General features: G+C 60.5%; 13 protein-coding genes. 10 read left to right on the top strand and 3 right to left on the bottom strand.

Annotated features, from left to right (window positions below; translation table 11 throughout):
* Positions 1-32 precede the first annotated feature (32 nt).
* Together ACIQWS_RS18100 and ACIQWS_RS18095 are read right to left on the bottom strand one after the other, a co-directional pair.
* The gene (locus tag ACIQWS_RS18100) at positions 33-1208 is read right to left on the bottom strand and encodes an aminotransferase (RefSeq protein ID WP_403182342.1); all 1176 of its coding nucleotides are present in this window, start codon (positions 1206-1208) and stop codon (positions 33-35) included.
* Between the two features lie 11 nt (positions 1209-1219).
* On the bottom strand, positions 1220-2266 hold the full coding sequence (locus ACIQWS_RS18095; protein ID WP_403182338.1) for a LysR substrate-binding domain-containing protein: 1047 nt from the start codon (positions 2264-2266) through the stop codon (positions 1220-1222).
* Positions 2267-2489: 223 nt separating this feature from the next.
* On the opposite strand from ACIQWS_RS18095, the gene speB reads away from it, so the two are divergent.
* The 10 genes from speB (at position 2490) to ACIQWS_RS18045 (ending at position 11621) form a co-directional block, all read left to right on the top strand.
* Positions 2490-3554 carry an agmatinase gene (gene speB / locus ACIQWS_RS18090; protein WP_403182336.1) on the top strand — a complete coding sequence of 355 codons (1065 nt, stop codon included), beginning with the start codon at positions 2490-2492 and terminating at the stop codon, positions 3552-3554.
* Between the two features lie 75 nt (positions 3555-3629).
* Entirely contained in the window at positions 3630-4436 is an 807-nt protein-coding gene (locus ACIQWS_RS18085; RefSeq protein ID WP_403182333.1) for a transporter substrate-binding domain-containing protein, read from the top strand.
* Between the two features lie 3 nt (positions 4437-4439).
* Positions 4440-5108 (top strand): amino acid ABC transporter permease, encoded by a 669-nt coding sequence (locus ACIQWS_RS18080; RefSeq protein WP_403182329.1) that lies wholly within the window; start codon positions 4440-4442, stop codon positions 5106-5108.
* A complete protein-coding gene (locus ACIQWS_RS18075; protein WP_403182326.1) occupies positions 5105-5752 on the top strand; it encodes an amino acid ABC transporter permease in 648 nt (215 codons plus the stop codon). The genes ACIQWS_RS18080 and ACIQWS_RS18075 overlap by 4 nt, the downstream gene beginning before the upstream one ends.
* 68 nt (positions 5753-5820) lie before the next feature.
* The gene (locus ACIQWS_RS18070; protein ID WP_403182323.1) at positions 5821-6909 is read left to right on the top strand and encodes a PotD/PotF family extracellular solute-binding protein; all 1089 of its coding nucleotides are present in this window, start codon (positions 5821-5823) and stop codon (positions 6907-6909) included.
* Between the two features lie 129 nt (positions 6910-7038).
* On the top strand, positions 7039-8076 hold the full coding sequence (locus ACIQWS_RS18065) for an ABC transporter ATP-binding protein (RefSeq protein ID WP_403182320.1): 1038 nt from the start codon (positions 7039-7041) through the stop codon (positions 8074-8076).
* Positions 8073-8927, top strand: a complete 855-nt coding sequence (locus ACIQWS_RS18060; RefSeq protein WP_288192218.1) for an ABC transporter permease — start codon at positions 8073-8075, stop codon at positions 8925-8927. The genes ACIQWS_RS18065 and ACIQWS_RS18060 overlap by 4 nt, the downstream gene beginning before the upstream one ends.
* Positions 8924-9724, top strand: a complete 801-nt coding sequence (locus ACIQWS_RS18055) for an ABC transporter permease (RefSeq protein ID WP_403182312.1) — start codon at positions 8924-8926, stop codon at positions 9722-9724. The genes ACIQWS_RS18060 and ACIQWS_RS18055 overlap by 4 nt, the downstream gene beginning before the upstream one ends.
* Positions 9721-10500: a carbon-nitrogen hydrolase family protein gene (locus tag ACIQWS_RS18050; RefSeq protein ID WP_403182309.1), complete on the top strand. Its 780-nt coding sequence runs from the start codon at positions 9721-9723 to the stop codon at positions 10498-10500. Before ACIQWS_RS18055 ends, ACIQWS_RS18050 begins: the two co-directional genes overlap by 4 nt.
* On the top strand, positions 10497-11621 hold the full coding sequence (locus ACIQWS_RS18045; protein ID WP_346306044.1) for an FAD-binding oxidoreductase: 1125 nt from the start codon (positions 10497-10499) through the stop codon (positions 11619-11621). Before ACIQWS_RS18050 ends, ACIQWS_RS18045 begins: the two co-directional genes overlap by 4 nt.
* Here the strand turns inward: ACIQWS_RS18045 and ACIQWS_RS18040 are convergent.
* The gene (locus tag ACIQWS_RS18040; RefSeq protein WP_403182305.1) at positions 11603-12514 is read right to left on the bottom strand and encodes a LysR family transcriptional regulator; all 912 of its coding nucleotides are present in this window, start codon (positions 12512-12514) and stop codon (positions 11603-11605) included. The genes ACIQWS_RS18045 and ACIQWS_RS18040 overlap by 19 nt on opposite strands.
* Positions 12515-12549: the final 35 nt, after the last annotated feature.

Genomic DNA, 12549 nt, shown 5'->3' with positions numbered 1-12549 from the left:
GGGGCTGGCAACGATGTCGCCAGCCCCTGTTGTCAGATGCTGAAATCGACCATGCGGCCACGCAGCTGCCGGATTGTCGCCGAATCCGCATTGGCAAAGGCAAAGCGCAGGAACTGCGTGTGCCCGGCGCCGAAATATTCACCGGGAATGGCCAGTATGCCCGCCTGTCTGGCCAATTGTTCGGCCACTTCGACCGAGGTCTTGCCCGGGAAGGGGTGGCGGACAAACGCGAAGTACGCACCGACGGCTTCGAGCTTCCAGCCGCCAAGACCGGACATGGTCTCACGCAGGGCCTGGGCACGGGTTTCAATTTCCAGCCGGTTGGCGGCGCGCCAGTCACTCAATGCGGGAAGCGCATGCGCTACGGCAATCTGCGGTGCGCGCGGCGCGCAGATCTGCAGATTGTCCATGATCTTGGCAATTTCCGTGACAACGGTTTCACCCGCTGTTACCGCCCCCAGCCGGTGTCCGGGAATGCAGAAGGATTTGGAAAAGCTGTAGAGCTGGATGAGGTTGTCTTCCCAGCCGCTTTCATTGAAAAGACCATGCGGTGCGCCGGAGCCATCGGCCAGAAAGTCGCGGTAGGTTTCGTCCAGAATGAGCCAGATGCCATGCTTCCTGCAGACCGCAAATATCGCCTTGAGCCGCTCGGGTGAATACACCGCGCCGGTCGGATTGTTCGGGGTGACCAGCGCCAGGGCACGCACGCCCGGCACCAGCGCTTTTTCCACCGCCTCCACTGTCGGCACGAAACCGTCTGCCGGACCGCAGGCGACAAACCCCGTCTTGATACCGAGCATCGACAGCGTGGTTTCATGGTTGAAATAAAAGGGATCGGTGACAAGCACCGTTTCGCCCGCGGCGGCCACGACCATGGCGGCGCAGATGAAGGCCTGGTTGCAGCCCGATGTGATGTGGATGTTCCGGCCGCTGATTCCAGCGCCATAAAGTGCCGACACATGCGCGGCATAGGCATCGCGCAGAACCGTTTCGCCCTCGATCGGCCCGTAATTGGCATAGGCGACAGAAGACGCCGCCTCGCCCAGCCAGCGCAGCATGTCCGGATGCGGCGGATAGCCGGGAACCGCCTGCGACAGGTCGATCAAGGGACCATGTCCGCCGGCATAGGCCCGGCCCCAGGCCTGCACGGCCGGAATAGGCGGGGGAGACAGGCGGGTGACGAGCGGGTTCAGCACAGCAGCAGTCATGGATGATCGTCCTATCGGGTATCGGCCTTGGCACGCCGCTTCTGCGTGCGGTCAGGCCTTTTGGCTCGTGTTGTGGGAGTGGATGGCGGTGCCGCCGCGCGCTCGGGCGCACTGATCTTGCCATTGCGCCGCCGGATGATCCGACGGGCCGAGGTCTGCGGTTCCGTGATGGTATCGGTTTCCAGCGATGCGAAGAACCAGTCGATGAACACCTTGACGATGGGCGCATTGCGCACCTCGTTGCGGCAGGCGACATGGAATGCGTCATTGGCGGGCACGGTCAGGTCGAAGGGAACGATGAGTTCACCCTTGGCGATCAGGTTGCTTGCCGTGATCGTATCGCCAAGCGAAACGCCCTGCCCGTAAAGCGCAGCCTCCGTCGAGAGCCGCGCATCGCTCATGAAATGCTGGGCACCCCGCGCAATATCCGTGGCATCGGCGGCTGCCAGCCAGGTGTTCCATTCGCGCCCGTCATCGCCATGCAGGAGCACATGGTTGCGCAGGTCGCGGACCGAGCGCAGCGGACGGCTGTTGAGCAGCGTCGGGCTGGCCACAGGAAAGAGCTTCAGCGTGCTCCACAAACGTGACCAGCAGTCCGACCATTTGCCATCGCCGTAGAGCACGCAGACATCCACATCCGGCGACTGGAGATGATGCGCTTCATTGGTGGCAATCAGTGTCAGCCGGATATCGGGATATTGTTCGGTGAACTGGTTCATGCGCGGAATGAGCCAGAGCGACAGAAGTGCCGGCACGCAGGTCACCGTCAATTCGCCTTTGGTCGTCGGGCGCTTCATCAGGGCCGTTGCCGTCGCAATATCCTCGAATGCCTTGGAAATGGTCGGCAGCAGCAATGCCCCCTGCGCCGTCAGTTTCAGCCGCTGCGCACCGCGCTCGAACAATTGCACATCGAGCGTTGCTTCCAATGCCTTGATCTGGTGGCTGATGGCACCGTGGGTCACGTTGAGTTCGCGGGCAGCGGCGGTCACGGAACCGTGCCGCGCCGTCGCTTCGAAGGCGCGCAGGGGATTCAATGGAGGCAACCGGCCAAGCGTCATGGGAGACTCCAATAGACATCAAATTCGGATTTGTCATGTGAGATTTTCTCACACTAATCCCTACAACAATGTCAATTGCTTTTCCATCGCCTTTGCATCGATAATGTGGCCAACAAAGGCGAAAAGCCCAGGGGAACTGACAGAAGCGGATCACATCGGACAACCCTCGCAAGGGCAATCCCTCCCGCGTTTCCCCCGAGCTTTCAGAGAACGGGATAGTGTCATGACATCATGGGATGAGAAGAAGCTGAGCGATCTGCGGGCCAAGTATGGCGAAAGCCATGGCGGCGAGCTGTTCGATCCAACCTTCCGCAAGGTTGCGGACAAGATTTTCTCCAAGAGTGGCACGCGGCTTGCACCCTATGCGGGCATTCCGACATTCCTCACCGCACCCTATATGCCGGTCGATGCAGCGACACCGGATTTCGGCAATCTGCAGGTCGCCATTGTCGGCGTTCCGATGGACCTTGGCGTCACCAACCGTCCCGGCTCGCGCTTCGGTCCGCGCGCCGTGCGCACCATCGAACGCATCGGACCGTACAACCATGTGCTCGGCTGCGCGCCCGTTTTTGACCTGCGCGTTGCCGATATCGGTGACGTGCCCTTTGCCAGCCGCTACCGGCTGGAACAGAGCCATGACGATATCGAGCGCCGGTTCAACCAGATCGTCGACGCCGGCGTGGTGCCGCTTGCCGTCGGCGGCGATCATTCGATCACCCATCCGATTCTCAAGGCCGTCGGCAAGAAGCGTCCGGTCGGCATGATCCATATCGATGCCCACTGCGATACCGGCGGCGCCTTCGACCAGACGAAGTTCCATCATGGCGGGCCATTCCGCAATGCGGTACTCGACGGGGTCCTCGATCCGACCCGCACGGTCCAGATCGGCATTCGCGGCTCGGCGGAATATCTGTGGGAATTCTCGTACGAATCCGGCATGACCGTCATCCATGCGGAAGAGGTAACCGGCCTTGGTATGCCCGCCATCATCGAGAAGGCCCGCAAGATCGTCGGCGACGGTCCGACCTATCTGTCGTTCGACATCGACAGTGTTGATCCGAGCTTTGCGCCGGGCACCGGTACGCCCGAGGTGGGCGGCCTGACCACCCGCGAAGTGCTCGAACTGATCCGCGGCCTCAAGGGCATCAACCTGGTGGGCGGCGACGTGGTGGAAGTGGCACCGCAATATGACGCGACCACCAACACCGCCCATGCGGGCGCACAGGTGCTGTTCGAAATCCTGAGCCTGATGGTGTTCAGCCCGTTCGTTGCAGGAAAACGCGACTGACACGCATCAACAGACCAACAAACGGTGCGGCGAAACGATTCCGCGCCGTCACATAATAACAAGAAGGGGACTGCCATGACATTCAAAACCACGCTCAAATCATCCTTTGCCGCGCTGCTGCTGGTTGGTGCAACCATCGCCATGTCGGCAACGGCGGCGCGCGCCGATGCCATCGACGACATCACCAAAGCCGGCGTTATCAATGTCGGTGTCTTTGCCGACTTCCCGCCTTTCTCGTCGGCAAGCGCCGACATGACCCTGAAGGGTTACGATATCGACGTGGCCCAGGCTCTTGCCGACGCATTGAAGGTCAAGCTCAAGACTGTCAGCGTTACCGGCCAGAACCGCATTCCCTACCTCACGGAACATCGCGTCGACCTGCTGATGAGCGTCGGCTACAGCAAGGAACGCGAACAGGTCCTCGATTTCGCCGCGCCTTACGCGCCGTACTACATCGCGGTGATCGGGCCGAAGGCGCTTGAGATCAAGAACAAGGACGATCTTGCCGGAAAGAGCATTGCCGTCAATCGCGGCACGCTGGAAGATACATCCCTGACTGCGGCGGCACCGGCTTCGGCCGATGTGAAGCGCTTCGACAATTACAACGCCGTTATCCAGGCCTTCATCTCCGGTCAGACGCAGCTCATGGTGGTGGGCAACGACGTGGGCGCGCAGGTGCTCGCGCGGCAGGAAGCCCTTGCACCGGAACAGAAATTCCAGCTTCTGACGTCTCCCTCGCATATCGCCCTGAACAAGAAAGAGGATCGTCTCAAGCAGGCTGTCAACGATGCCGTCGCGAAGATGCTGGCGGATGGCTCGCTGAACAAGAGTTCCGAGGCCTGGCTGAAGACACCGCTCAATCCTGCCAATCTCAAGGATTGACCTGTGGGCTATGCGCTCGATTTCGGCTGGTTGAACGATGCGCTCGGCATGATTGCCAGCGGTGCGGCCATGACGGTCTTTCTGATCGCCGTGACCTCAATCGCTGGCACATTGCTCAGCATCTTCGGCGCCATCGGGCGCCGCAGCCGCCATGCGATCCTGCGCAAGCTGGTTGCCGGATACGTCGAACTCATCCGCAACACACCGTTTCTGGTGCAGCTGTTCTTCATCTTTTTCGGCCTGCCGCGCCTCGGCATCCGCCTTGACCCCGTGGCGGCAGCGATCCTTGCCATGACCCTGAACATGGCGGCCTACAGCACGGAGATCGTTGCCGCCGGGCTGGATGCCGTTCACAAGGGACAGACGGAAGCAGCGAAGGCGCTTGGCCTTCGCCCGAGGATCATCTTCATCAAGATCATACTGCCTCAGGCGCTGAAGGTTATCTTCCCTGCCCTGACCAGCCAGATCGTTATCATGATGCTGGAATCCGCCGTGGTTTCGCAGATCGCCGTGCGGGAGTTGACCTACGAGGCCGACATGCTTCAGGCGCGTACCTTCCGCGCTTTCGAAACCTATTTCATCGTGACCCTGGTCTATCTCGGGCTCAGTATCGCCCTGCGCAGGCTGCTCTATGCGGCCGGACGCCGATCGATTGCCGGAGGCATGACATGATTGAGTTCACCTTCTGGGACATAGCGCGCAATCTGCTGCTGGCGGCCCGCTGGACAGTATTGCTTTCCATCGTCGCTTTTACCGGTGGTGCCGTCGTCGGCGTGGCTATCCTTCTGGCACGTATCTCGAAACGCAACTGGCTGCGCCGCAGCGCCCAATATTACATCGGCCTGTTTCAGGGAACACCGCTGCTGATGCAGCTGTTTCTGCTGTTCTTCGGCCTGCCGCTGCTCGGCTTCCGCATCGAAGCCTGGACGGCCGCAGTGCTGGGTCTGACGCTTTGCGCCAGTGCATTCCTCGCCGAAATCTGGCGGGGCGGCGTGCAATCGCTGCCGAACGGACAATGGGACGCCGGCAGCAGTCTTGGCCTGCATTACTTCGCACAGTTGCGGCTGGTCATCCTGCCGCAGGCCTTTGCCATAACACGCGCACCGACAGTCGGTTTTCTCGTGCAGCTGATCAAGAGCACGGCTCTGACGTCGATCATCGGATTTGAAGAACTGGTCAGGACTTCGAACGCCATCAACAATGCAACTTTCGAACCTTTCACCGTCTATGGGCTGGTGGCACTGATCTATTTTGTTCTGTGCTATCCGCTGACGCGCTACACTAAGAAACTGGAACTTCGTACCGCACAGCGCTAGAGCGCGCGCAGTGTTGGTAAAAGAGTGGGAATCAGCCAGAAACTGGCCAACAAGAAGGAGATCGGATTATGGATACAATTATCAAAACAGCCGTCAACCGGCGCACCGTGCTGGCTGCCGGGGCTTTGGGCACCGCAATGCTTGCCATGCCGTCCGTGCTGCGCGCACAGGACAAGTCCCTGAAAATCGGCGTCTATGGCGGCTACTTCAAGAATTCGTTCGACAAGAACATTTTCCCCGAATTCACCAAGGCAACCGGCATTGCCGTTGAATCCGTCGCAGAACCGACGGGCGAAGCCTGGCTGGTTCAGCTTGAACAGGCTGCCAAGGCCGGTGCTGCCCCCGCCGATATTTCGATGATGTCGCAGGTTGCCATGATCAAGGGCCAGTCGACCGAACTCTGGACGCCGCTTGACACGGCGAAACTGCCAAACGCGAAGAACCTGCTCGACCGTTTCATCAACAAGTATCCCGATGGGCGCATCGCCGGTATCGGCGCGGTGGCATGGTATATCACGCTCGTGACCAACACCGATGTCTACAAGGAAGCGCCGACATCCTGGCAGGCCTTCTGGGATCCGGCAAACGCCGACAAACTCGGCCTGCTTGCCCTCGTTTCCAACTCGTTCCTTCTGGAAGTGACGGCAAAAACCTTCTTCGGCGGCACCAATGCCCTCGATACGGAGGAAGGTATCCTCAAGGTCTTCGACAAGCTGGCCGAAGTGAAGCCGAATGTCCGGCTGTGGTACCGCGACGAAGCGCAGTTCGAACAGGCGCTGAAATCCGGCGAAATCCCGATGGGCCAGTATTATCACGACGTTACCGGCCTGGCAGCGTCCGAGGGGCATCCTGTCCGCTCCACCTTCCCGAAGGAAGGCGGCATCCAGGATTCAGGCTGCTGGGCGGTGTCGCGCGCGTCAAAGAAGATCGACGAAGCGCATATCTTCATCAATTACATGAGCCAGCCGGCCATTCAGGCGACCCTGTCCCGCAAGGTGGGCACGGCTCCGACGGTCAAGCGCGAACTGCTCGACCTGAATGAAAAGGAGTTCGCGGCTGTATCGTCGGATATCGAACCGATCCTGCCGCGCTACGACCTGCTGACGACCAAGGCCGACTTCCTCAACCAGAAATGGACCGAGTTGATCGTTGGCTGATCGCCTTTGCCGCCGGTTGCGGATACGCTTTCCGGAACCGGCGGCAGCCTGCCGGATTGTACAAAGGTGAAACCCGGCCTATTGCGAACCGGGTTTCTTTTTAACGACGACGAATGAAACGAGGGCTCGATGTCCGGACTGGTATTGAACGGTGTAACCAAGCAATTTGGTACATTTACCGCCGTGGAGAATGTGCAGCTTTCCGTGCCGCACGGCACGTTTGTGTGCATGCTCGGGCCATCGGGCTGCGGCAAGACCACGCTTCTGCGGATGATTGCCGGGCTCGACGACCCGACCGGCGGTTCCATCCTTCTCGACGGCGAAGACATCACCAAGGTCCCGACCCACAAGCGCAATCTGGGCATGGTGTTCCAGTCGCTGGCCCTGTTCCCGCATTTGAGCGTGGGCGAAAACATCGCCTATCCCCTGCGCATTCGCGGCAAAGGCCGCGAAGACCAGAAAAAGCGCGTCGATGAGTTGCTGGCCCTGATCCACCTGCCCGGCTACGGCGACCGGCCCGTTTCGAAACTGTCCGGCGGCCAGCGCCAGCGTGTGGCCATCGCCCGCGCTTTGGCGCTTTCGCCCAAACTGTTCCTGCTCGACGAGCCGCTCTCGGCGCTCGATGCAAAGCTGCGTGAAGCGATGCAGGTGGAGCTGCGGCAGCTGCAGCAGAAGCTCGGCATCACCACCATCGTGGTGACGCACGACCAGCGCGAAGCCATGACCATGGCCGATACGGTGGTCGTCATGAATGGCGGCCATATCCGCCAGGCCGCCTCGCCGATCGAAATCTACCGCAAGCCCGCCGATACGTTTGTCGCCGACTTCATCGGCTCGACAAATCTCATCGAAACGACGGCCGACAGTTCGGGCGCCGCCACCATCTTCGGGCACAGCGTGCCCGGTCTCGTCCTGCCTGCAGGCCTGCAGAAAGCAACGATTTCCGTGCGGCCGGAAGATGTGCACCTGACGGCGCCGGGCAATGGCGCCATCAACGGCACCGTGACCTTCGTGCGCGATCTTGGCGGCACCATAGAGACTTTCATCGAAGCGGGCGGCAAGCAGATCGTCGCCGTCTCGACGCCGCGTGCCCGGCCTGAGGTGACAGCCGGACAACAGGTCGGCATCGTGCTCGCCCCCGATGTCTGCGTGGTGCTGAAACAATGAAGCGCGAAGCCCCCCAATCCATAGCCGATTACGGGCCGCTGTTTTTCCCCGCAGGCATGCTGCTGGTGTTTTTCGTGGTGCCGTTCGGCACCATGATCGCTGTGAGTTTTTTCCAGCGCCAGCAGGGCGGCTTCTATACGCCTGCCTTCGTCTTCTCCAACTACGAGCGCTTTCTCAGCGTCTTTTTCGGCGGCGTCCTCGGCTTCTCGCTGATGCTGGCGGTCACCGTCGCCATCTGCTGCGTTGTCCTTGCCCTGCCCTTCACCTATCTCCTGTCGAAGCTGCCGCGCCGGTTGCAGGTGATCTGGCTCGTGGCGCTGCTCTCCGTACTGTCGCTGTCGGAAGTCATCATCGGCTTTGCCTGGTCCACCCTGTTTTCGCGCACGGCGGGGATCACCAACATTCTTGTCCAACTGGGGTTGATGAAACAGGCCGTCGCCCTGTCGCCGAGCTTTGGCGCCGTGCTGACGGGCATGGTCTATCAGGCGCTTCCCTATACGGTGCTTGTCCTTTACCCCGCCCTTGTCCGGCTCGATCCCACCCTGATGGAGGCGGCGCGGACATTGGGCTCGTCGCCGGTGCGCGCCTTCTTCAATGTGCTTGTGCCAGCGCTGCGCAACACGATCATGGCGACGCTGATCATGGTGTTCATCTTCGCGCTGGGCTCGTATCTGCTGCCGCAGATTCTTGGCAGGCCGCAGCACTGGACGCTCTCCGTCCTCATCACCGATCAGGCGATCTACCAATCCAACATGCCGTTTGCGGCGGCCATGGCCGTGTTTCTGGTGCTTGTGACGCTTGGTCTGGTGGCCCTGACATTGCTGATCGGGCGCAAGGGAGAAAAGGCATGATGACCACCCTCAGACGCCTTTATTTCTTCCTCGTCGGGCTGTTTCTCGCCCTTCCGCTCATCGTGGTTGCCGGCGTGTCGGTCAACGCGAAGCAGACGCTTGCCTTTCCGCCGCAGGGCTTTTCGCTGGCCTGGTACGGCGAAATCTTCCTCAATCCGGAATGGCGCAGTGCTCTTGTTGCCTCGGTCGTCCTCGCTACCACGTCGGCGGCTTTGGCCGTGCTGATTGCGCTGCCGCTTGCATGGTTCCTGTGGCGGCGCATTGCACCGTGGGCCAACATCTTTCAGGTCCTCGGCATTGCGCCGTTCACGCTGCCGCCGGTCATCACCGCGCTCGGCCTTCTGACATTCTGGGCCACCACCGGCTTCTATGGTCAGCCATGGACCGCTGTCATCGGCCACGCGATCTTCTTCGTCACCCTGCCGCTGGTGACCCTGTCGCTCGGGTTTTCATCCATAGACCGCTCCTTCGTCGAGGCTGCGGCCACCATGGGCGCGAGTGACCGCACCATTTTCCGCACGGTCATCCTGCCGCTGATCCTGCCCTATCTGGTTTCCGGCTATGCCTTCGCTTTCGTGCTGTCGCTCAACGAATATATCGTTGCCTACATGACCGTCGGCTTTACGCTGGAAACGCTCCCCATCAAGATTTTCAATGCACTGCGCTACGGCTATACGCCGACCATGGCCTCGGTGACCATTCTCTTCGTCGCCACCGCCGCCGTGATCTTCTCGCTGGTTGCAAAATTCGGCGACCTGCCCAAGCTGCTTGGTGCCATGGCCACGGATGACAAATGATGCGGATGGCAGCACTCCAGATGCAGGCGGCTTGCGGCGATGTCAGCGCCAATCTGACACGCATCGAGCAAGCCGCAAAAGCTGCCGCCAAAGCTGGTGCCGACCTGCTGGTCGCCCCGGAACTCGCCCTGACCGGTTACGGTGCGGGAGAGACGATCACGGCATTGGCAGAGCCGGCCAATGGCAGACAGATCGATCGGTTGCAGGCCATATCCAAGGCCAACGCCATAGCCATCATCGCGGGCTTTGCCGAACGGGATGGCGATCACATCTACAATAGTGCAGCCTTTGTCTGCGGCGATACCCAGCCTGCCATCTACAGGAAATCGCATCTCTTTGGCGATTATGAGCGGGCCCTGTTTACCCCGGCAAAACCGGCCAGCTGCATTGTCCCGCTTGCCGGGCTGAAACTGGGCATGCTGATCTGCTACGATGTGGAATTTCCGGAGAATGTCCGCCGCCTGGCGCAGGCGGGAGCACAGATGATCCTCGTGCCGACGGCGCTTCCCGCGGGCCCATCCGGAGAATTCATCGCCGCGCATATGATTCAGGTACGCGCGTTCGAAAACCAGATATTTGTCGCCTATGTCAATCACGCCGGCAGCGACGAACGCTTCACTTTTGCCGGCCTCTCCCGTATAGCCGCGCCGGATGGCAGCCTCGTCGCTGCCTGCACGGACGCCAATGAACACCTGGTTTTTGCCGACATCGACCGGCACGCCTTTGCAGCATCGATTGACAGCAATCCCTATCTGAAAGACCTGACGCGGATATGACCGACATCATCGACACCGACATTCTCATCATCGGCGCCGGCATTGCCGGCGTTGGCGTAGCCGCCGAGCTTGCCCATACGCACAAGGTCATCATACTCGAACGGGAGAGCCAGCCGGCCTACCATTCGACGGGACGCTCGGTCGCCATATTCCTCCCCAATTACGGCAACGATGTCATTCGCGCGCTCAATCATTTCAGCGCCCCCATGTTCATGCAGCGTGACACGAACCTGTTTGCCGAACCGCTGCTGACACCCCGTGGTGCCCTCACCATCGCCGATGAAACAGGCATTGCAAGCTGCGAGGACATGATCAAAAACGGCGTCAATGTCGAGGAGATCAGCGTAGACCGGGCCGTGGAAATGGTGCCGATCCTCAACCGCGATCACATCAAGGCGGTCTGCTATCAGGCTGAAGCACAGGACATCGACGTGAATGCCCTGCATCAGGGCTGGCTGCGCAAGGCGACGGGCCTTGGTGCCGAACTTCGCACGTCATGCGAAGTCATCCGCGCGAACCGGGCGAACGGCTTTTGGCTGGTCGAGACACCGGGTCAGACATTCCGCGCCCCTACGGTCATCAACGCTTCCGGCGCATGGGCCGATGTCATCGCAGGCATTTTCGGCGGCAAGCCGCTCGGGTTTACCCCCTTGCGCCGCTCGGTCGCCGTGCTGCCCGCGCCGGAGGGATACGACACGCGAAGCTGGCCGGTGGTCGACGATGCCAATGAGAGCTGGTACCTCAAGCCTGACGGCGGACGATTGTTCGTCTCGCCCGGTGATGAGACCCCGGTGGAACCGCATGACGCCTATGTGGACGACATGATCCTCGCCGAAGGCCTCTACCGCTATGAACAGGCGGTCACGATACCGGTCAACCGTGTCGAACGGAGTTGGGCCGGGCTGCGCACCTTCGCGCCGGACCGCACACCCGTTGCAGGATTTGACGCGGAACTCGACGGGTTCTTCTGGCTTGCCGGACAGGGAGGATATGGTATCCAGACTGCACCGGCGCTATCGCAGCTTGCTGCCAAGCTCATCCGCCAGCAATCCTTGCCGGATGGTCTGGCAAACATCGCCCCGCGCCTGTCTGCTGCCCGCTTTCAATCAAGCAGGGGATAGCCGCCAAAAATCGCCGTCTGGCTGCCGACCTCCGAGCTGATGAAATCGCTGAGCACGCGGATGCGCGGCGTGTTGACGATGTCCTCATGGCAGATCAGCCAGTAATCGCGATTGAGGTGCATTTCCTTTGGCAGCACCGGCACCAGTTCCGGATAATTGTAGGCAATGAAGTAGGGCAGGATGCAAAGGCCGAAACCCGAGCGGGCGGCGCTCAACTGGGCAAAAATGCTTGAGCTCTGGTAGGCCGGCCGCAAGCCGGGAAGAATCTCGCGCATATAGTCGAGCCCGGGCGTGAAAATCATATCCTCGATATAGCCGATGAAGCGGTGAGCGGAGAGATCGGCGCGTTGCCGGATCGCCGGATGCCGGGCGAGATAGTCTTTCGCCCCATAGATGAACAAGCGGTAGGGCATCAGTTTTTCCTGATGATAGGGGCCCGTGCGGGTCGGATTGAGCGTGATCGACAAATCCGCCTCGCGGCGCGACAGCGAGACAATCTGCTGGATCGTCACCATTTCAACGGAAAGGCTGGGGTAGGACTGCGCCATGACAGGCAGGCGGTTCGCCAGAAAGAAATTGGCTATCCCCTCCAGAATGCTCAAGCGCACGACACCGCTGAGCGAGACCGTTCCGCCGGAGGCTTCATTCTGAAAGCGCTCGGCTTCGCGCTCCATGATTTCAGCCGATTCAATCAGCTTCTCGCCGAGTGCCGTCAGGATGTATCCGCGCGGATTCCGCTCGAAAAGACGCGCCGAAAGTGCCTCCTCCAGCCGGTCGATCCGCCGGGAGACAGTGACGTGATTGGTGCGCAGACGGCGGGCTGCCGTCGTGAGCTGGCCGGTCCGCGCCACCGCCAGGAAATATTGCAGATCGTCCCACGTATATTGCCGCAAGCCGCACCCCATATGTACATATTTGTACTTATTCT

The sequence above is a fragment of the Phyllobacterium sp. NPDC097923 genome (assembly GCF_044760925.1).
Lineage (GTDB): Bacteria > Pseudomonadota > Alphaproteobacteria > Rhizobiales > Rhizobiaceae > Phyllobacterium > Phyllobacterium calauticae.
Note: the sequence above shows the minus strand (reverse complement) of the source record. Positions and strands in the feature narration are given on the sequence as shown.